21 protein-coding genes are annotated in these 20,043 nt (G+C 71.6%); 17 read left to right on the top strand and 4 right to left on the bottom strand.

The window, feature by feature from the left end; translation table 11 throughout:
- The first annotated feature begins 8 nt into the window (after positions 1-8).
- A complete protein-coding gene (locus EBO15_RS27555; protein ID WP_122197366.1) occupies positions 9-782 on the top strand; it encodes an ATP-binding cassette domain-containing protein in 774 nt (257 codons plus the stop codon).
- The gene (locus EBO15_RS27550; protein WP_122197365.1) at positions 782-3,094 is read left to right on the top strand and encodes a YhgE/Pip domain-containing protein; all 2,313 of its coding nucleotides are present in this window, start codon (positions 782-784) and stop codon (positions 3,092-3,094) included. Before EBO15_RS27555 ends, EBO15_RS27550 begins: the two co-directional genes overlap by 1 nt.
- Here EBO15_RS27550 and EBO15_RS27545 read toward each other — a convergent pair.
- The 3 genes from EBO15_RS27545 to EBO15_RS44460 all read right to left on the bottom strand — a co-directional run bounded on the left by EBO15_RS27545 (position 3,089) and on the right by EBO15_RS44460 (position 5,442).
- Positions 3,089-3,868: a polysaccharide deacetylase family protein gene (locus EBO15_RS27545; RefSeq protein WP_233616463.1), complete on the bottom strand. Its 780-nt coding sequence runs from the start codon at positions 3,866-3,868 to the stop codon at positions 3,089-3,091. The two genes, EBO15_RS27550 and EBO15_RS27545, sit on opposite strands and share 6 nt — an antisense overlap.
- Positions 3,869-4,056: 188 nt before the next feature.
- Entirely contained in the window at positions 4,057-4,929 is an 873-nt protein-coding gene (locus tag EBO15_RS27540; protein ID WP_122197364.1) for an enoyl-CoA hydratase-related protein, read from the bottom strand.
- 153 nt (positions 4,930-5,082) lie between these two features.
- A complete protein-coding gene (locus EBO15_RS44460) occupies positions 5,083-5,442 on the bottom strand; it encodes a hypothetical protein (RefSeq protein ID WP_158628364.1) in 360 nt (119 codons plus the stop codon).
- A gap of 96 nt (positions 5,443-5,538) precedes the next feature.
- On the opposite strand from EBO15_RS44460, the gene EBO15_RS27535 reads away from it, so the two are divergent.
- The 9 genes from EBO15_RS27535 to EBO15_RS27490 all read left to right on the top strand — a co-directional run bounded on the left by EBO15_RS27535 (position 5,539) and on the right by EBO15_RS27490 (position 13,919).
- The gene (locus EBO15_RS27535; RefSeq protein ID WP_122197363.1) at positions 5,539-6,315 is read left to right on the top strand and encodes a class I SAM-dependent methyltransferase; all 777 of its coding nucleotides are present in this window, start codon (positions 5,539-5,541) and stop codon (positions 6,313-6,315) included.
- Between the two features lie 61 nt (positions 6,316-6,376).
- Entirely contained in the window at positions 6,377-7,018 is a 642-nt protein-coding gene (locus EBO15_RS27530; protein WP_147481673.1) for a hypothetical protein, read from the top strand.
- Between the two features lie 99 nt (positions 7,019-7,117).
- Positions 7,118-7,693: a hypothetical protein gene (locus EBO15_RS27525; protein ID WP_122197361.1), complete on the top strand. Its 576-nt coding sequence runs from the start codon at positions 7,118-7,120 to the stop codon at positions 7,691-7,693.
- The gene (locus EBO15_RS27520) at positions 7,687-8,346 is read left to right on the top strand and encodes a hypothetical protein (RefSeq protein WP_122197360.1); all 660 of its coding nucleotides are present in this window, start codon (positions 7,687-7,689) and stop codon (positions 8,344-8,346) included. The genes EBO15_RS27525 and EBO15_RS27520 overlap by 7 nt, the downstream gene beginning before the upstream one ends.
- A 462-nt stretch (positions 8,347-8,808) precedes the next feature.
- On the top strand, positions 8,809-9,861 hold the full coding sequence (locus EBO15_RS27510; RefSeq protein ID WP_122197358.1) for a trypsin-like serine peptidase: 1,053 nt from the start codon (positions 8,809-8,811) through the stop codon (positions 9,859-9,861).
- A 216-nt stretch (positions 9,862-10,077) separates the two neighbouring features.
- Positions 10,078-11,574 (top strand): alpha/beta hydrolase, encoded by a 1,497-nt coding sequence (locus EBO15_RS27505; protein ID WP_122197357.1) that lies wholly within the window; start codon positions 10,078-10,080, stop codon positions 11,572-11,574.
- Positions 11,575-11,673: 99 nt separating this feature from the next.
- Complete coding sequence (locus EBO15_RS27500; protein ID WP_122197392.1) at positions 11,674-12,201, top strand: NADAR family protein; 528 nt, start codon at positions 11,674-11,676, stop codon at positions 12,199-12,201.
- A gap of 67 nt (positions 12,202-12,268) precedes the next feature.
- Positions 12,269-13,489: an alpha/beta hydrolase family protein gene (locus EBO15_RS27495; RefSeq protein ID WP_147481671.1), complete on the top strand. Its 1,221-nt coding sequence runs from the start codon at positions 12,269-12,271 to the stop codon at positions 13,487-13,489.
- Between the two features lie 97 nt (positions 13,490-13,586).
- Positions 13,587-13,919 carry a YnfA family protein gene (locus tag EBO15_RS27490; protein WP_122197355.1) on the top strand — a complete coding sequence of 111 codons (333 nt, stop codon included), beginning with the start codon at positions 13,587-13,589 and terminating at the stop codon, positions 13,917-13,919.
- A 118-nt stretch (positions 13,920-14,037) separates the two neighbouring features.
- Here the strand turns inward: EBO15_RS27490 and EBO15_RS27485 are convergent, their stop codons facing one another.
- Positions 14,038-14,595 carry a hypothetical protein gene (locus EBO15_RS27485; protein ID WP_147481670.1) on the bottom strand — a complete coding sequence of 186 codons (558 nt, stop codon included), beginning with the start codon at positions 14,593-14,595 and terminating at the stop codon, positions 14,038-14,040.
- 320 nt (positions 14,596-14,915) lie between these two features.
- Here EBO15_RS27485 and EBO15_RS27480 point away from each other — a divergent pair, with 320 nt between their 5' ends.
- The 6 genes from EBO15_RS27480 (at position 14,916) to EBO15_RS27455 (ending at position 19,934) form a co-directional block, all read left to right on the top strand.
- Positions 14,916-15,686, top strand: a complete 771-nt coding sequence (locus EBO15_RS27480) for a class I SAM-dependent methyltransferase (RefSeq protein WP_199744846.1) — start codon at positions 14,916-14,918, stop codon at positions 15,684-15,686.
- Between the two features lie 8 nt (positions 15,687-15,694).
- Complete coding sequence (pip, locus tag EBO15_RS27475) at positions 15,695-16,639, top strand: prolyl aminopeptidase (RefSeq protein ID WP_122197352.1); 945 nt, start codon at positions 15,695-15,697, stop codon at positions 16,637-16,639.
- A gap of 184 nt (positions 16,640-16,823) precedes the next feature.
- Complete coding sequence (locus tag EBO15_RS27470; RefSeq protein WP_122197351.1) at positions 16,824-17,453, top strand: hypothetical protein; 630 nt, start codon at positions 16,824-16,826, stop codon at positions 17,451-17,453.
- 419 nt (positions 17,454-17,872) lie between these two features.
- Complete coding sequence (locus tag EBO15_RS27465; protein ID WP_122197350.1) at positions 17,873-18,295, top strand: hypothetical protein; 423 nt, start codon at positions 17,873-17,875, stop codon at positions 18,293-18,295.
- Positions 18,292-19,044: a hypothetical protein gene (locus tag EBO15_RS27460; protein WP_122197349.1), complete on the top strand. Its 753-nt coding sequence runs from the start codon at positions 18,292-18,294 to the stop codon at positions 19,042-19,044. Before EBO15_RS27465 ends, EBO15_RS27460 begins: the two co-directional genes overlap by 4 nt.
- Positions 19,041-19,934, top strand: coding sequence for a serine/threonine-protein kinase (locus EBO15_RS27455; protein WP_122197348.1), 894 nt, complete (start codon positions 19,041-19,043; stop codon positions 19,932-19,934). The genes EBO15_RS27460 and EBO15_RS27455 overlap by 4 nt, the downstream gene beginning before the upstream one ends.
- Positions 19,935-20,043: the final 109 nt, after the last annotated feature.

The raw sequence follows: 20,043 nt of genomic DNA, 5'->3' as shown, positions 1-20,043 counted from the left end.
GGGTCGATATGAAAGCTGTGGTCGCGGCCGAGGGGCTCGGCGCGCGGACGCGCCGGGGCCCGGTGTTCTCCGGGGTGACGCTGGAGGCCGGGCCCGGACAGGTCGTCGCGGTCGCCGGTCCCGGCGGCAGCGGGCGGACGTCGCTGCTGCTCACGCTGGCCGGGCGGATGCGCCCGTCGGCGGGCGGGCTGGTGGTCGCGGGCACCTCGGACGCGGCGCGGATCCGGGCCCTGGTCGCCGTCGCGCGGGCGGCGGGCGCGGCCGGGCCCGAACCCGAACTGCGCGTCGGCCAGCACGTCGCCGAACGCCTGCTGACCCTGCGCGGCGCACACGCCCCGGGCGGCACAGACGGCACAGACGGCGCTGACGGCGCTGACGGCGCTGACGGCGCTGACGGCATTGACGGCGCTGACGGCGCGGAGAGCCCGGACGGCGAGCACGGCCCGGACGGTGCGGACGGTGAGCGCGGCGCGGGTGGGGTCCGGGACTTCGGGGACGCCCGTGAGCTCACCGGCCTCCGCGCGGACGACCACGAGCTCGTCCGGGACCTGCCGGACGCCCAGGTGACGCGGCTCGCGCTCGCCCTCGCGCTGCTCGAGAACGCCCCGGTGATCGTCCTGGACGACCTGGACCGGGGCGCGGACGCCGCCGAGCAGGTCGCGCTGTGGGCGGCCGTCCGCCGCGCCGCCGGGACCGGGCCGGCCGTGGTCGCGACGGTCGTCGACGCGTCCCCGGCGCACGGCCTCGCGGACGTGTTCGCCCACCTCGGGGGCGGCGCCTGATGCGCGCGCTCCGCCTCGCGCCCTTCGAGCTGCTGCGCTTCCGGACGGCGCTCCAGCGGCTCGCCCTGGCGTTCGTGGTGATCGTCCCGACGATCTACGGCGGGATCTACCTGTGGTCCAACTGGAACCCCTACAACCGGCTGTCCCGGGTGCCGGTGGCGGTGGTGAACGAGGACCGGGCCGTCCAGGCCGAGGGGCGGACGATCGACGCGGGCGCGGACTTCGTGTCGGAGCTCCGGCGGGACCGGCTGCTCGGCTGGCACTTCGTGGGCGCCCGGAACGCCGCGCACGGCCTGGCGCACGGCCGCTACTACGCCGTGATCACCGTCCCGCCGGACTTCAGCTCCCGGCTGACCAGCGGCGCGACGGGAATGCCGGAGAAGGCCGCGATGTCGATCCGGCTCGACGACGCGAACAACTACCTCGTGGGGGTCATGGCCAAGACCGTCCAGTCCGAGCTGGAGCGGAAGATCTCGGCGGCGGCGATCAGCGCGTACTTCGAGGCGGCGTTCGGGCGGCTGTCGCAGCTGCACAGCGGGATCTCGGACGCGGCGGACGGCGCGGCCCAGCTCGGTTCGGGCCTGACCAGCGCCAAGGACGGGTCGGCGCAGCTCGTGAGCGGCCTGGGCGCGGCCAAGCAGGGCAGCGCCGCGCTCGCCTCCGGGCTCGGCCAGGCGAGCACGGGGACCGCGCAGCTCGCGAACGGCCTGGCGCAGCTCAAGGCCGGGTCCTCGAAGCTCGCGCCGGGAGCGGAGCAGGTCGCCGGGGGCGTCCACGACCTGGCGGCCACGGCCGTCCCGCTGGCCGAGCTCGCCGCCGCCGGGCTGGCGCCCCTGGCGGACAGGGCGACGGCGGTGACCGCGGAGGCGGCGCGGCTGACGTCGACGGCGTCCGTCCTCGGGCAGCGGCTCGCCAAGGACACCAGAGCAATCTCCGAGTGGCTGCGCTCGCTGGCCTCCCGCGACCGCCGGATCGCGCGGAGCCGGCAGTTCCGCGGGCTCCTGGCGTCGTTCAAGGCCGTGGACGGCACGGCCGAGCAGCGTCTGCGCCGCCTGGCGTCCCGCTTCCCGGCCCTCGCCCGCTCCTACGGCTACTGGACCGCCCTGGACATCGCCCGAGGGCTCGACGCGACGCTTCCGGGCAGGCTGCACCGGCTCGCCGCCCGCTACCGGATCTCCGCGAACGACCCCGTCCTGCGGAAGCTGCTCGGCGAGGCCGACCTCCTCTCGGAACGGACCGCCGACCTCGCCCGGTCGACGGCCCACGTCAACGCCGTCGCCGTGGGCCTCGCCTCGGACGCGCGCGGCCTCCAGCAGGTCGTCCCGGCGCTGCGGTCGAAGCTGCTGGAGGGCGCGTCCGGGCTCCGGACGCTCGACCAGGGCGCGGCGGCCGTCGCGACCGGCGCGCGGCAGCTCGACAACGGCGTGACGCCCCTGCTCGCGGGCGCACGGCAGCTCCGGTCCGGCTCCGGCGCGCTGCTGTCCGGCGCCCGGCGACTGGACGACGGCAACGGCCGCCTGCTGTCCGGGGCGCAGCAGCTGGACGCGGGGAACGCGCAGCTCAAGGAGGGTGCGGCGAAGCTGGCGTCCGGGCTGGCGTCCGCGCGGGACCAGATCCCGGTGATCCAGAACGGCGACCTGCACCGCGCGGCCGAGAACTTCGCGAACCCGGTCGACGTCGGCACGTCCAACGCCCATCCGGCCCGGGTCTACGGGCGCGGGCTCGCGCCGTTCTTCATCGCGATCGGGCTCTGGGTGTTCGGCATCGTCGCGTTCCTGCTGCTCAGGCCGGTGTCGGGACGGCTGCTGGTCTCCCGCCTCGGCGCCGGGACGGTCGCGTTCGCCGCGTTCCTGCCGGTCCTGGCGGTCGGGCTGGTCGCGGCGCTCGTGCTGTTCCTCATCCTGGACGTCGGCCTCGGCCTGGATCCCGTCTCCACGGCCGGGACGCTCGGCCTGATGGCCCTCGGCGTCGCCACGTTCGGCGCGATCGTGCAGGTCCTGCGGGTGGCGCTCGGCGCCGTGGCGGACGCGGTGGCGCTCGTCCTGCTGATCACGCAGCTGGTGTCGTGCGGCGGCCTGTATCCGGTGGAGACGCTCCCGCAGCCGTTCCGGGCGCTCCACGAGGTCATCCCGATGACGTACCTGGTCGAGCCGCTGCGGACGACGATCTCCGGCGGCCTCGCGAGCCGCGCGCTGCGCGACGCGGGCGTCCTGGCGCTCTACCTGGCCGCCGCGCTCGCCCTGCTCGCCGGGGTGGTCGCGCTGCGCCGCCGCTGGCGGATGTCCCAGCTCAAACCGGAACTCGACCTATGACCAGGCGGGGAACGTGTGGCCCGCGGCGAGCGTCCGTCCCGCGGTCAGCTCGCCGACCGTGACGAAGGTGAACCCGCGCTTCTGCAACCCCGCGAGGACGCGCGGGATCGCCTGCACGGTCGTCTTGTGGATGTCGTGGAACAGCACGACGCTGCCCTTCTTCGGCTCCCGCGTCCCGACCCGGACGTTCCGGGCCACGTTGCGGTACCGCCAGTCGAGGCTGTCGACGTCCCAGACGATCTCCGGCATCCCGACGGCCTTGCCTACCCGGGCGTTCGTCGCGCCGTAGGGCGGGCGGAACAGCGTCGGCGCCACCCCGCCGGACGCCTCGGTGATCGCCTTCTGCGTCCGCTGGACCTGCGACCGGACGGCCGCGCTCGACAGCCCCGTGAGCTGCGGGTGCGACCAGCTGTGGTTGCCGATCTGGTGCCCTTCGAGGACCATCCGCCGGACCTCCGCCTGATGCCCGCCGACGTTCTCCCCGAGCAGGAAGAACGTCGCCCGAGCCCCGGCGCCCTTCAGGACGTCCAGCAGGTGGTCCGTGTACGGTCCGGGCCCGTCGTCGAAGGTCAGCGCCACGCACTTCAGGTGGACGCAGTCGACGGTCCGCGGGGGCGGCGCGGTGGGCGTGGGACTCGGCGTGGGCGTGGCCGCGCGTCCCTTCACGGCCGCGGCCTGCTGCCTGAGTTCGCCGGAGTGGACGGACCCGCAGGCCGCGAGCGTCCCGGACAGCACCCCGGCCATGGCGATGCCCGCCATCGGTGTGACCCGCATCGTGCGCACCTCCGCCCTCTGGACCCGCCTACCCTGCTGGCGTGCCCCCGAACGGCCCACGTGTCGCCGAGGATCCCGTCCAGAATCGGCAAAACCCCCAGGTCGCCCGGGACGGCCAGGTCAGCACGGCGGGCAGGTCAGCACGGCGGGCAGGTCAGCGCAGGGGACAGGTCAGCGCGGCGGGACGGTCAGCGCAGCGGCCAGTCGGGGACCTCGGCGGGCAGGTCCGCGCTGACCCGCATCGGGAACGCGGCGGGCCGCTTCTCCAGGAAGGACGTGACGCCCTCGGCAGCGTCCGGGGCGGCGCCGAGCGCGGCCATGAGCCGCGAGTCGTTGACGTGCGCGTCCCACGGGGACGGCGCCGACAGCCCCGACCACATCAGCCGCCGGATCGCCGCGACCGAGACCGCCGAGGTGTTGCCCGCGATCTCGCGGGCGAGGTCGTAGGCGGCGGGCAGCAGCTCGTCCGGCGCGTACAGGCGGGAGACCAGGCCGCCCGCGAGGGCCTCCTGAGCGTCGAACACGCGCCCGGTCGCGGCCCACTCCATGGCCTGCGCGATCCCGACGAGCCGCGGCAGGAACCAGGACGAGGCCGCCTCCGTGACGATCCCGCGCCGCGCGAACACGAACCCGAACTTGGCGTTCTCGCTGGCCAGCCGGATGTCCATGGGCAGCGTCATCGTCACCCCGACGCCGACGGCCGCGCCGTTGAACGCGCCGATCACGGGCTTGAGGCAGCGTGCGATGCGCAGCGCGACCGTGCCGCCGCCGTCGCGCGGAGTGCCGTCCTCCAGGAGGTCGTCCTCGCCCGCGAACATGTCGTGGGACTTGTCCTTGTTGAACGTGTCGCCCCCACCACCGAGGTCGGCCCCGGCGCAGAACGCCCTGCCCGCGCCGGTCACGACGACCACGCGGACGTCGTCGTCGGCGTCGATCCGGTCGAACGCGTCGAGCGTCTCGGCGCGCATCGTGGGCGTGTAGGCGTTCATCCGGTGCGGCCGGTTCAGGGTGATCGTGGCGATCCCGTCCCGCACCTCGTACTCGATCTCGGTGTACGTCACCCGGCCGTCCCTTCACGCGAAATGGAAGCAGATTCTAGAACGCGACTCGCTTCGGGGGACGCGGCGGGGCCTGGCTCCGGCGGCGGACGCGCCCCGGGACGACGCGGGTCAGGACGACACGCGCCAGGAGGACGCGGGTCAGGAGGACGCGGGTCAGGACGACGCCGTGGGGAACAGGCGGTCGACGACGTCCCGCCGCCAGTCGGCCACGCTCAGCGACACCCCGGGCGGCGGGTGCGGGGCGAGGAAGTCGCCGTCCGGCACCAGGTTGATCGTGACGTCCCCCTCCTCGCCGAGGTCGAACGTCGTCGGATGCCCCGGCCCGGCGGCCGCGATCCGCCGCACCAGCTCCCCCAGCACCTGCGACCAGCCGGACCCCAGATACCAGGCGAGGCCCGTGACCCGCAGTTCCGTCATGCCGCGCGCCGCCAGGCCCGCCGTCCGCAGTTCCAGTCCGCCCGGCCGCTCGGCCCCGACGATCCGGACCTCTCCCCGTGTCCGCTGCTGCTCCACCGATCCGTCACCCTCCTCGCTCGTTCTCGTCACGATATGGCCGCGCGGACGGGGGCGAGCGCCCGGACCGAGTGGTAAGTCCGATAAATTGCGAAAGTGAACTGGTCCGTGTCGACGTACGACTCAGCCTTCGGGTACGTCTCCGCACACGGCGCCCCGCTGGTCGACCTGCTCGACCCGCAACCCGGCGAGAAGATCATCGACCTGGGCTGCGGGACCGGCACGTTCAGCGCGGAGATCGCCGAGCGCGGGGCCGAGGTGCTGGGCATCGACGGCGCGCCGGAGATGGTCGCCCGGGCCTCCACGCTCAACCCGGGCCTGTCGTTCACGATCGGCGACGCGCACGACTTCAGCACCAGCGAGCCGTTCGACGCGGTCGCCTCCAACGCGGCCCTGCACTGGATGACCCGCGACCCGGACGCGGTGATCGCCCGCGTCCACGGCGCGCTGCGCCCCGGCGGACGGTTCGTCGGCGAGCTCGGCGGCGCCGGGAACTGCGCCGAGCTGATCGCCGCGATGCAGACCGCGTGGCGCGTGTTCGGCCTCGGCGAGCCCGAGCTGCCCTGGTACTTCCCGACGCCCGCCGAGTACGCGGCGCGCCTGGAGGACGGCGGGTTCACGATCCGGCTGCTCGAGCACGCCGACCGCCCGTCCCGGATGACCGAGTGCCCGGACGGCGCGGCCGACTGGATCCGCATCTACGCCCCGAGCGCGCTCATCGACGTCCCGCCCGAGCTGGTCGAGCCGCTGCTGACCCGGGTGAACGAGCTGGCCGCCCCGGCGCTGCGCCGCGAGTCCGGCTGGGTCGCCGACTACGTCCGGCTGCGCTTCGCGGCCGTCCGCAAGCCGGACGGCTCGACCCCGCTCCCGTAGTACCGCCGCGTGGGGCCTCCGGTGCGTTCCGGATCCGGGGGCATCGCTTAGGCTCCGAAGCATGCTGCGCCTGCACGACCCTCGCACCGGACGGCTCGAAGGTCTGCCTCGCGGGGAGGTGCTGCGCGTCCATCTCCTGGACGGCGCCGACCTCCGCGCGCTGGTCGTCGCCGATCTCCTCCGCCGCGTCGCCGAACGCGGCAGGCGGACCGTCCTGCTGTCGGGCGCCGCGCACGAGAACGCCTCCGACTACGGCGTCGCTCCCCTGTATCCCGAGGTCCCGTCCGACGCCGACGTCTACGTCTCCCCGCGCGCACACGAGGCGAACGCGCTGACGCTCGTGGTGCCGCCCGTATCCGGGTCGTCCGACGCCGATCCCCTGGCCGTGCGCCTGGCGTTCCTGGCGGTCCCTTACCGCGAGCCGCTCGTCTTGAACGCCGACGCCGCAGCGTCCCGCCTGGCGGGATGGCGCGCGGACGTGGCGGGCTGGGCGAACGCCCCGGGCCGTCCGCTGCACCGCCCGTCGGTCACCGAGGCCGAGACCGCGCTGGCCGACGACCTGGACGCCCCCACCGCGCTGGACGTCCTCGACCGGGTCGCGGCGGACGAGGCGATCCCCCCGGGCTCGAAGCTGGAGACCTTCGTCCACCTGGACCTGCTCCTCGGCCTGAACGTCGTCGCGGACATCGGCCGAACCGCCTGATTCCGCCGCGACAGGGGCCCTCCGGGACGTTCTCCGGAGCTCCGGCGCCTCGCCCGATCACGCCGTTAGCCTGCGAGTCCGACACCTGAGGAGGACTCGATGCGAGGCAGGCCGGCCGCCGCGCTCACGCTGTGCCGGTCCGCCGTGTGCCTGACCGCCGTGTGCCTGTCCGCCGCGGCCTGCACGCACACGGCCGAGGTCTCCCAGGGATCCCTGGACCCGTCCGGCGTGTTCCCGAACCGGGCCGCCGCCGCCCCGGCCTCCCTCGCACCGCCCGCCGTCGCCGCCCGGACGGCCGTCCTGCTCCGGTACCGCCGCTTCCATCAAGTCGTCGAGCGGGCGCTGGCGACAGGCGACGCGTCCCAGGTGCCGGACGTCGCGACCGGCGTGGAGGCCGGGCGTCTCCGGGACGAGATCGCCGCCGACGCCCGCGCCGGGATCGTCCGCCGGGGACACGCCGCCCCGCACCCCCGGGCGGCCTCCGTCCGGGCGGGGTCGGCGGTGGTCGTCGACTGCATGGCCGCGGCGGGCCCGTACACGTTCCGCCGCGACACCGGGAAGCGCGTGGGCGGCGTGCCCGCTCCCCGCCGCTACCTGCTGTACGCCACGCTCAGCCGTGCCGGCGGCGTCTGGAAGGTCGCGTCGATCGCCACGCCGAAGGACTCCCGATGCTGACCGCGCCCCTTCTCGCCTGGGCGCTGGTGAGCGGCTGCGCCACTCCGGCGGACTGGGGCTGCTCGATCGGCGCGGTCACGGCCGTCCCGGCGGGCTCTCCCGCGAACGCGACCGCGCACGCCCTCAAGATCAAGCCGATGTGCCAGGTGACCGGCGGCGCCGACCACTGCTTCACGCTCCCCGGCGAACCCGACCGGACGTCGACCGCCGACGTCGCCGCGATGGCGTGGGCCGCGTTCGCGCTCCCGCCGCCCGTCCCGCACACCAACCCGTCGGGGCGCTCGTGGGTGTCGCTGCCGACGTACCTGTGGGTCGACGCGTCCACGTGGCGTCCGCAGCGGGCCCGGGCCGCCCTGGACGGCCAGACCGTCACCGTGGTCGGGACGCCGCAGCGCGTCGAGTGGTCGCTCGGCGACGCGACGATCACGTGCGACGGGCCGGGCACCCCGTACCGCCGGGGCGGCCCGCCGTCCGGCTGCGCCCACGCCTTCCGCCGCTCCGGGTCCTTCACGGTGACCGCCACCGTTTACTACGCGGTGACCTGGTCGTGCGCCGGATCCTGCGACTCCCGAGGCGGCTCCTACGGCACGTTCCCGGCGTCCGGCTCGACGCACCTGACCGTCCAGGAGATCCAGACCCGAACCGGCGGCTAGACCGCCGCCGCGGCCCGAGACGACCTGCCCCGCACCCAGGACACCGCGGCATGCTCCGCGACGACCTCACCGCGGCCGAGACCGGCCACGCCTACCAGGCCACCTCCGAGGGCTTCCTCCGCACCCGGCCCCACCCCCGCCGCCGATCCCCCCACCCAGCAGGCGGCCCTCCTGGCGAGAACCGTCCACCAAGCCTTCGAGAGCCCCCGCGACGTCCCCGAGTCGACGACCGCCCAGGTCGCAGCCACCTTGGCCGCCCTGCTCACCACCCTCATCACCACCGACCGCACGGCGTTCGGCATTCCCCTGTCCTCATCGGGCGAAAGGTAAGCGTCACATTAGCTTCACGGTTATTCATCACGTCTGTCGCACTTAGCGTAATTTGACGCACGCGCCCCAAGTCGCTTGGCTTGGGGCTTTCATCACGGCTGTTACCGAATCCCTCAACGGAAAGGCCAGTTGGTGCGTCTCTCCCAGACCCGACTCCTCATCGCGGGCGGCGCCGCGGGCGCGCTCGTCCTCGGCGGCGGGGTGGTCTACGCCGCCGCCGGCTCCACCACTCACGACGCCGGGAAGGTCTCGGCGCAGTCCCCGGCCGGGCCGGCCATCGTCTCCAAGGACTTCGGCTCCGGCATGTCGGCGCAGGCGAACTTCGACCCGTCCAAGATGAAGCTGAAGCCGATGCCGGAGCCCGCGGCGCAGGCCGGCGGCATGCAGGCGGACGCGGCGGACGCCAAGGCGCTCAGCCTCGACGGCTCGCTCCCCGAGAACACCCCCGACGCGCTCGCGGCGCAGGGCAACGTCACCGCCGCCAGCTCCACCGCCAAGGTCTGGTCGCGGCACGGCAAGGCCCCCGCCCGCACGATCGGGCGCCTCGTCGCCACCGACGACGGCAGGACCGGCTACTACTGCACCGCCACCATCATCACCTCGCACAACAAGTCGACGGTGTGGACGGCCGGGCACTGCGTCCACAAGGGCCAGGGCGGCAACAGCGGGTTCTACCGCTACTACGGCTTCCAGCCCGACTACAACAAGGGCAAGAGCCTCGGCACCTGGTACCTGGACAAGATCCGGGTCATGGCGCCGTGGGCGAACAACCGCGACCTGCGCTACGACTTCGCCGCGTTCACCGTGAAGAAGCACGGCAAGACCGCGATCCAGTCGGTGACGGGCGCGCAGGGCGTGAGCTTCGGTTACAAGCACCGCACGTACAAGTTCACGTCGTTCGGCTACCCGGACCACGCGATGCCCTCCGGCAAGCACCTCGGCATCGAGCAGCTCTGGTACTGCTCCGGGACGAGCTTCGCGTCCAAGTACCCGTCCGGCGCCCTCGGCATGTGGTGCAGCATGGGCCCGGGCGCGAGCGGTGGGCCGTGGCTGTACGGGATGAAGAGCAACGGCATCGGGCGGGTCTCGGGCGTCAACAGCACGCACATGACCAAGACGCTCCAGATGAACTCGCCGTACCTCGGGTCCGCCGCGATCAAGCTCTACAAGGCGATCCAGGGCTGATGTCCCGATGTGGGCCTGGCGTCCGTCCCGATGGGGACTGACGTCCAGGTGACGGAGCCCTCGCCGGGCGCTCGGCCGGCGGGGGCTCCGTGGTTTCGTGGCGGGGGTGAGTCGGTATTCCGCGTTCGGAACATGACCCAATCGTGATCTCCCGCCGAGATCATCTTCGCGTCCCCGCAGACCCCCCATCCACAGGAGTCCCTTTCCGTGACCCTTATGGGCCGCACGGCGGGATTCGCCGCGACGGCCGCCGCCCTGGTGGCGGCGGTTCCGCTGGTGTCCACGCCGGCGCAGGCCGCGTCCCCCGCCAAGATCACCTGGAAGCGCTGTGCGGACGACCACTCCGCGCAGTGCGGCACACTGTCCGTTCCCATCGACAGGGCCCACCCCAAGCTCGGCAAGGTCAAGCTCGCCGTGGCACGGGCGAAGGCCACCGACCCGAAGCACCGCCTCGGGACGATCTTCGTGAACCCGGGCGGTCCGGGCGGGTCGAGCATCGACTTCGTGCTCGACCGCGCCGGGCTGTCCCGTGAGGTGCGCAAGCGCTACGACATCGTCGGGTTCGACCCGCGCGGCGTCGGCGCCAGCCATCCCGTCAAGTGCGGGAAGCTCGGCAAGGCCCCGGCGCTGTACCCGAAGAACCAGGCCGAGTTCGCGAAGCTCAAGTCCTACCAGCGCGCGCTGTACAAGGCGTGCCGCAAGTACACCGGCCCCGTGTACGACCACATGGGCGCCACCGACCACGCGCGCGACATGGACGCCGTCCGCGCGGCGCTCGGCGAGAAGAAGATCACCTACTACGGCGTCTCGTACGGCACCTGGCTCGGGCAGCGGTACGCCGAGCTGTACCCGGGCCGTCTCAAGGCCCTGGTCGTCGACGGCACCATGGACCACACCGTCGCGGGCGCGACGCGGTTCTCCATGGACGAGTCGCGCGGCCTCGAGACGGCGTACGCGCAGTTCGCCAAGTGGTGCCCGACGTCGAAGTTCTGCGCCCTCCGCGGGAAGGACCCGTGGAAGGTGCTGGACGGGCTGATGAAGCGCTCCTCCGCCGGGACGCTGCACGACATCGACTCGTCCAAGATCCGGCTGACCCCGGCCGGGATCGCCCAGATGGTCCGCGTGACGATGTACGACCCGATCGCGTGGAACGAGCTGAGCGAGGAGCTGTCCTACCTGTCCAAGCAGAAGGTCAGGAAGGTGTCGAGCCCGCGGGCCAAGGCGTCCCCGGACGGCCGGTTCGCCGGGATCATGTGCTCGGACTGGACGTTCCCGGTCCGCGACCACAAGGCCCTGGCCGCGGTGTGGGCGGCGAACCGAAAGGCCGCCCCGCACCTCGGGACGAGCCCGCTCGGCTACGAGGCGATCGTCTCGTGCCTGGGCCGTCCGCGCGGGGCCGACCGGCAGCGTCCGGTGCGGATCGCGCCGTCCGTGCCGGTGCTGGTCGTCGGCGGCGTCGCCGACCCGGCGACCGTCTACCCGTGGGCGGAGGGCGTGAACCGGCAGGTCAGGACGTCGTCCCTGGTGACCTACCAGGGCACGGGCCACGGCCTGTACGGGCTGAGCGGCTGCGTCCGCACCTCGGTGGACGCGTTCGTGCTGTCCGGGAAGCGCCCGGCGGCGGGCGCGCGCTGCCCGGCGGTCATGCCCGACTACAGCTCGCAGGGCCAGCGCCGCATCCCGCGTGACTCGCGGGAGCCGCTGCGCTTCTAGTCCTGTCGGCGAGCCCCCCCGGCCGGGATCTCCGGCCGGGGGGCTCGTCTATTCCGATTGCGCCGGCGGCGCGGCCTCCGCCAAGCTCGGGGCGTGACCATGGACGAACTGCTCAATTTGGAGAAGCGCGGCAAACTCCCGAAGTTCGTGCTGTTCTGGGGAGGGAGGCAGCCGAAGGGCTGCCTGAGCCAGTGGTACCCGTCGCCGTTCACCGTGGACGGCGTGCGCTACCCGACCGCCGAGCACTTCATGATGTGCGAGAAGGCGCGGCTCTTCGGGGACGAGGCGTCCGTCCGCGACATCCTCTCCACCGCGCAGCCGGGTCGCGCCAAGGCCCTCGGCCGGAAGGTCCGCGGCTTCGACGAGGCCGCCTGGGTCGAGCACCGGTCCGACATCGTCCGGCGCGGCAGCGTCGCCAAGTTCGCCTCCGACCCCGGCCTGCGCGACTTCCTGCTCTCGACGGGTAGCAAGATCCTCGTCGAGGCCAGCCCCCTGGACCGCGTCTGGGGCATCGGCTACGACGAGAACGCGCCGCAGGCGAAGCGGCCGTCCCAGTGGCGCGGCCTGAACCTCCTGGGCTTCGCCCTCATGGACGCCCGCGACGAACTCCGCCACACCCGGCCCTGACGGGCGGCCGCGTCCGGGTGGCGGACGGAGGACGCAGCATCCGGTGACCTCCGTTAACGTCAGGTGCGTGCCCCTCCGAAGCGTCCTGACCGCCGCCAAGAAGCCCGCCAAACCGGCCCGCAGGCCCCTCAGCCCGGGACGACTCCTGGTGTCCGGCCTGACCGCCGTCCTGCTCCTGGCGTTCGCGGCGTCGGTCGCGATCGGCTGGTACTTTTCGGGCGTCGCCACCCAGGTCGACCACGGACGCACCTATGACCTGCGGGTCCGCGCCGTCGGGGACGGCACGGTCACCCTCCCCCGGACGGACGCCACCACCCGGCCCGGCGTGTTCGGCCTGGAATGGGCGATCGGCCTCCGGGACGGCGGCGGCCGGGCGATCATCGGCGAGGTCGTCCGCAAGAGCGAGTCGATCGCCGGGATGGACACCGGGACGATCGTCCGGAAGGTGCTCTCCGTGCCGTCCGGAAAGCTGGAGCCGGGCCTGACGGTCGGCCTCGACCACTGGGTCTACCACGGCGACCCGAAGAAGGCGCTCGGCCTGGACTTCCAGAATGTCACCTATCCCTCGCAGGTCGGCGCGATGCCCGCGTGGCTGGTCCCCGGCCGGACGAAGAACTCCACGTGGGTGATCGCCGTCCACGGCCACAACGCCGACCGCGCCGAGACGTTCCGCGCGATGAAGACCGTCCACGACAGCGGCATGCCGATGCTGTCGATCTCCTACCGGAACGACCGGGGCGCGCCGCCCGGGGCGAACGGCCGGAACCTGCTCGGCTCGAAGGAGTGGAACGACGTCGCGTCCGCGATCGCCTACGCGCGTTCGCAGGGCGCGACGGGCGTCGTCCTGTACGGATGGTCGATGGGCGGGTGGATGGCGATGTCCGCGCTGCAGCACGCGCCGGACCCGTCGTTCGTCCGCGGCGTCGTCCTGGACTCACCCGTCCTGGACTGGCGGTCCACCCTCCACAAGCAGGGCTCGTCGCGCGGCCTGCCGTCACTCGAGACCGACGTCGCGATGAGGATGCTGACCTGGCGTTACGACGTCGACCTCGGCGCCATGGACCTGCGCCCGTTCGCGCCCCGCCTGAAGACCCCGACCCTGCTGTTCACCGCCGGGCAGGACGGCACGGTCGACAACGGCCCGTCCCTGGAGTTCGCGCGGAAGGCCCCGGCCGGGATGGTCACGCAGGTCGCCGAGCCGAACGCCGACCACACCGAGGCGTGGAACGTCGACTCGTCCGGCTACGAGCAGGCTCTCTCCGGCTTCCTCTCCAAGACCGCCTCCTGACCGTGCCCGTGCCCGCGACCGTGCCTGTGCCCGCGACCGTGTTTGTGCCCGTGCTTGTGCCCGTGCCCGTGACCGGCGCGCGTGGGAAGATCGCGTCGTGAACGTCCTGCGGTCGCTGCTGCTGTTCGTCCTCGCCGCGGTCGCCGAGATCGGCGGAGCGTGGATGGTCTGGCAGGGCGTCCGCGAACACCGCGGCGCCGCCTGGATCGGCGCGGGCATCGTCGCGCTCGGCCTCTACGGCTTCGTCGCCACCCTCCAGCCGGACGCCCACTTCGGCCGGATCCTCGCCGCGTACGGCGGCGTCTTCGTCGCGGGCTCCCTGGCCTGGGGCATGGTCATGGACGGCTTCCGTCCCGACCGCTACGACGTCATCGGCGCCCTGGTCTGCCTCGCCGGCGTCGCCGTCATCATGTACGCGCCGCGCTCCTGACCCGCGCGCGCATGCGCGAGCGCCCTGCCCGGGTGCGCGGGCAGGGCGCTCGCCGCTCGGCCTCACCGACGCTTCGGCGCTTGATGCTTCGGCGTCAGCGGGCGTTCGCCGGGGTGGATCAGCCGCCCGCCCAGACGTGGTAGCCGCCGTTGAAGGAACCCATGACGTCGGCGTACGGACGGTAGTAGCGGCCGTTGCCCGTGTAGTAGAAGGTGTACTGGCTCTTCGCCAGGACGGACGCCCAGGTGCTGTCGTGCGTCAGCGAGTGCTGCCGCCAGCCTTTCAGGCGCCAGGTCCGCTTGTTGTAGGTGTACGCGGATCGGTTGACCCGCGCCGAGTTCACATGCAGCCCGTCGTAGCACCAGGTCAGACGGGTCTTCACGTAGATGATCCAGCGTCCCCTGGACGTCTTGCGTCCCCGCGTCCGCTCGACCCAGCGGCAGGACGTCGCGTGCACCGCCCCGCCCGCCGCCTTCATCGTCTGCGGCAGCACCATCTGTCCCTTGCCCCGCGCCATCTTCTGCGCGGCGGCCCCGGTCACCGAACCCTGCTGGACGGTCGTGGCCTCAACGCCGAAACCGTCCGCCGAGGTGGTCGCGCCGGCCGGGAGGGCCGTCCCGGCGACCCCGGCCACGAGCGCCCCGGACGTGATCACCACTGTTGCGAACCTTCGCATCTGCATCTCTCCTCACACAAGGGGATGAGCGAATCACGCAGACGATAACGTTCTTTTGGCCTCACGTGATCGTGTCGTTTTCCACACGAAGAGTGCCGAACCCGCCCGTCCCCCCACGCGTCTAACCGCCTTGCGCCGAGGATCACACGCGTTGGCGCCCGAACGGCCGCCAACGGCATCCGCACCCCTGTGACGCCCACACCCCACCCTGCGAGGACGGCACCGGGCCACGCGGGAGGACAACGGCCGAAACCGGCCGACACGATCGCCGGCGCAGTTCGTCCAAGGCGCCGGTTCGCCGCTCCCCCATCATGGCGGGCATGGACCGTGAGCGCCTCCGCGCGACCTTCACCGAGGACGCCGAGCTTTACGACAAGGCGCGTCCGACATATCCGGACGCGTTGGTCGACGCTCTTCCGCTGCGTCCCGGATGCCGCGTCCTGGAGATCGGATGCGGGACGGGTCAGGCGACACGCGCCCTCGCCGAACGCGGCTGCTCGGTCACCGCCGTCGAACTGGGCGCGAACCTCGCCGCCGTGACCCGCCGCAACCTGAGCGCGTTTCCGCAGGTAGAGGTCGTCAACACGACCTTCGAAGACTGGACGCTCCCGGCAGCCCCCTTCGACCTCGTCGTCGCCGCGTCGTCCTTCCACTGGCTCGACCCGGCCGTCCGCGCCCGAAAAGCCGCGGAAGCCCTGCGTCATGACGGCGGCTCCCTCGCGATCATCACCACGCACCACGTCGAAGGCGGCACGTCGCCCTTCTTCGCTGAAGTCCAGGAGTGTTACGAGCGCTTCGATCCGGCAACGCGGCCGGGTCTGCGCCTCACCGCCGCCTCGGATGTCCCGTCCACCGACTACAACCTGGACACGCACTTCGAACGTCTGTCCATCCGCCGCGTGACCCGCGACATCGCTTACACGACGTCCGAGTACCTGGACGTCCTCCTCACCTACTCCGGCCACCGCGCGCTCCCGCCGTCCGCGCGTCGTGGTCTCCTGACCTGTATCGAGCGCCTCATCGAAGATCGGCACTCCGGACGTGTCACCAAGCGTTATCTCTTCGAACTTCAGATGGCCGTCAGACGTTAGGACGTGCGATGTATCCCCCCATCGAACCGAACACCCAGGGCATGCTGCCGGTCGGCGACGGCCAGGAGCTCTACTGGGAGGAGTGCGGCAACCCCGCAGGTAAACCGGCGCTCCTCATCCACGGCGGCCCGGGCGGCGGGGTGCTCCCGTCCATGCGCCGCTGGTTCGATCCGGACGCCTACCGGATCATCCTGTTCGACCAGCGGGGATGCGGGCAGAGCCGTCCGCACGCCGGGGACGTCAACGTCGACCTCTCCGTCAACACGACCGCGCACCTCATCGCCGACATCGAGGCGCTCCGCGCGCACCTCGGTGTCGAGAAGTGGCTGCTGTTCGGCGGATCCTGGGGTAGTACGCTCGCGCTCGCCTACGCCCAGCGGTACCCGGACGCGGTCAGCGAGATCGTCCTGCGCGGCATCTGGCTGCCGGACCAGGAAGCCGACATCGCATGGGCCACAGGACCATATGGCGCCGGACGCCTCTTCCCCGAAGACTACGCGCGCCTACGCGACTTCATCCCGGACGCCGAGCGCGACGACCTCACGTCCGCCTACGGCCGCCGCCTGAACGACCCGGACCCGGCCGTCCACGTCCCGGCCGCCCACGCGTGGGGCGCGTGGGAGATCGCCGCGAACACCCTCCTGCCCGTGCCGCCGCCCGAACTGGACGACGCGACGCTCATCGCGTTCGGCCGTATCCTCCAGCACTACTTCAGCCAGCAGTGCTTCCTTGAGAAGGACGAGCTACTCGACGGCATCGACAAGATCCGGCACATCCCCGCGGTCATCGTGAACGGCCGCTACGACATGAAGACCCCGCCGGCCGGCGCGTTCGCGCTGCACCGCGCCTGGCCGGAGGCCGAGTACCACATCGTCGAGAACGCGGGCCACGGCGGATCGGAGCCCGGCACCGCCGAACTGCTCGTCCGAGCGACCGACCGCTTCCGCAAGTGAGACGACGGGCGTGCCGTCCGACCCCGGAACGGCACGCCCGCTCCCGCGCGTCGTGAGTTGATCTCCCCCGTCCGGGCGGCTCGTCGGAACCTTTCGGCAACGGAACTCTTCACTCGCAACATGCACCTCTGTAAGCTTTCGCGCGTACTCCGCCCCGTTGTCGGCAATGCGGCCAGGGATAGCGATGCACAGCCGGTCGGTACGTTCGTCCCCCGCGGGGATCGGTCATGCCGTCCGTAAGCGCGCCGGCCGAGCCCCTCTCGCGGCCCTCCTGATCCTGACGTGCGCGTCCGCATGCGGCGGATCCCACGCCAACGGCGGCTTCAACCCGGACGGCAAGTTCGGCAACGCGAACAACGCCCCGCCCTCGGGTCTCCCGCCGTCCCCCACAGGCCCCGGCCTGCCGAGCACGATGACACCGAAACAAGTCGACGCCGCCGTCATCCAGGCGTACCGCAAGTTCCAGCAGACCTACCAGCAGGTCTACACGAACAACGACCCGTCCCCCCTCGCCCAGGTCGCCGCCGACCCCCTCCTCACCAAGGTCACCAACGACGTCGAGGCGACGAAGGCCAAGGGCGAGATCTGGCGCTTCGTCAACATCTCCAACCCCCGCGTCTACGCCCGCTCCCAAGACGGCGCCAAGGTCTTCGTCATCGACTGCATGCGCACCCTCGTCGGCTACCGCTACTCAGCCAAGACCGGCAAACGCCTGGGCGGACGAACCGGCAGCGCATACGTCTACCGAACGGGCCTGAAGTACGTCGACAGTGTTTGGAAGGTCTACGACAGCGTCCAGGACAACCAATGCTGACCCCGCACGCCGCACCGCGCCGCCCCCGCCGGGCGTTGGGCAGGGAAGGAACCCCCATGCCAGGACCAGCCAGACCGGCCCTCCGCACAGCGAGCCTGTGCGTCGCCGCGCTCACAGCCGCACTCCTCATGCCCGCCCAAGCGAAGGCCGACCCTTGTGGCACCGGTAGCAACGGCGGCTTCGGCTGCAACCGCAACTCCCCTGGCGGAGGCGGAGGCGGGGGCGGTGGCGGGGGCGGAACCGGCGGAGGTGGGGGCGGGGGCGGAGGCGGCGGCACGGGCGACATCCCGGTTGCCCCAGGCACCAATGGCAATCTGGGACCCGGCGCAGGCAACGGTGGCGGAGGCGGCGCCCCGCCACCGGCCCACATCAACACCGCGACCCTCGCCCAGCAGGCCGCAGCCGGAGCGCAGCTCCCCGTGCCGGTCGTCCACACGGCGCCGTCGGGGAAGACCTACGTTCGCGTCAAGACGGCCTTCTGGGTGGGCGGCTTCGTCACCGTCCAGACCCCGCCGGTGACCGTTCCAGGACAGACCGTCCAGGCGACGGCGACTCCGGCCCAGGTCACGTGGCAACTCGGAGACCCGGCCGACCCACAGATGATCTGCAACGACGCGGGCAGCAGCAACGGCACGACGTGCAGTCACACCTACCAGCGTTCCTCCACTGGCGACAGCGGCAGCGGCGCCTACCAGATCACGGCAACGATCAGCTGGAACATCCACTGGACGTGTACAGGCGCCGACTGCGACCAGCCTGGGGGCGACCTCCCTGCCATGACGATGACATCGGTCCAGAACCCACTGATCGTCGCCGAGATCCAGACTGGCAGCCGCCAATGATCGGGGCGACGGGCTTTGGGCATCGTGGCGCGACGATGGCCGCCTGCATGACGGTGGTCACGGCACTCTCCCTCACCGGATGCGGTGGCTCCCACAAAAAGACAGCCCCGACTCCGTCTGCTCCGACCACGCCGCCCACAAGTCCACCCGCGTCCTTTTCCACAGAGCAGGTCAAGGCCGCGCTCCTCGCGCCGACCGACATCAAGAAGGGCATCCACGAGATCAAGGTGGTACTGGACCCACTCAAGCTCGACAAGGTGCCTATCTGCTCATTGACCGGCTTCAAGATGCCGGGGTCACCCCAACTGACGACTCGCCAGTTCGTCAATGACACTCTCGGGGCTGATCAGTTCCAGTACGCCCAGTTGATCGCACGCTACGACGACGCCACCAGCGCGAACTCGGCGTACTCGGCCCTCAGCAACGCGGCGAACAAGTGCGTGAAGCGCCGTCACGTCCCACCGAAGAAGGTGACCGACAACTTCACCATCTTCTCCCACAACGACACGTGGAAGGTCACCGACGCCGCCGTCCAGTCCTGGGCTCACTTGCAGGGAACCGAACAGCAGGTGTACCCACCGGATGCCACGAAGTTCAACGTTTACAACGTCTTCTATGACTACGCGTCGCGCGGCAACGTCGTCATAGCGACCATGTACGCACAGCGCACCGCTCCGAAGGTTTCGGCAGCGCCCATCGCCCAGCAAGCCTCTACGGTGCTCCAGAAGCAGCTCGGCAAGTTCGGATGAACCGGAGCCCATGGCGGCTTCCGGGCTACACCGAGCTCAAGGAGCTGGGCTCGGGGACGCAGGGACGCGTCGTCCTCGCTCAGCATGATGGCAACCGCCGGCCGGTAGCGATCAAGTACCTCACACTCGATCAGCAGGCCGACCCACGCTCAGAGGCGATGTTCCGGCAAGAGGCGGTGCTCCTGCAGCGGGTAGTGAACCCACACGTCGCAAGGTTGCTCGGCTACGTCGAGGGGCCGCAAGGCTCGGCGATCCTCATGGAGGTGGTGCCTGGCCGATCCCTGCGCGCCGTGCTCGACAGCCATGAGGGTCCACTCGCTCCCGAAGCCGCCTTGTTCATGCTCAAGGGATCGTTACTCGGGCTCGCAGCAGCGCATGCCGTGGGCGTCATCCACCGGGACTACAAGCCTGGGAACGTCCTCGTTCAGGACGATGGGACGAGCAAACTCATCGACTTCGGAGTGGCCGTCCTGACAGGCCAAGGCGGAATCGCAGGAACCCCGGCGTACATGGCCCCCGAGCAATGGACCGGCCAGCCGGCATCCCCCGCCACCGACATCTATGCCGCCACGTGCGTCTTCGTCGAATGCACATCCGGCCGCAAGCCGTTCCAAGCCCGGGATCTGGACGGCCTGCGAGCGCTGCACCTTCGTCAGTCACCCCCCTTGGACGGGATTCCCGAGCCGCTTCATCCGCTGGTCATGCACGGACTGACCAAGGACCCGGCGCAACGCTTGTGGGACGCCAACACGTTCGTCGGGGAGCTCGAAACGCGGGCCGTGAGCGCGTACGGGCACGACTGGGAGCGGCGCGGGCTCATCGCGCTTGCCTCAGTCGCCGGTCTCATCGCCGCAGCCGTTCCCGCCACGCTCCTAAGGGTTGTCCCGTAACGGTCGGGTGCTGTGCGCGATGATCTTGGTGTGGAGCGGGTGTTCTGTGCGGATGACCAGGTGTGGGTGCCGACGTTCACGGGGTTGTCGGTTCGGCGGTTCCGTCGTC

It is taken from the genome of Actinomadura harenae, assembly GCF_003696215.1.
Lineage (GTDB): Bacteria > Actinomycetota > Actinomycetes > Streptosporangiales > Streptosporangiaceae > Spirillospora > Spirillospora harenae.
The sequence above is the reverse complement of the archived record's forward strand: the minus strand, read 5'-3'. Positions and strand labels throughout refer to the sequence as shown.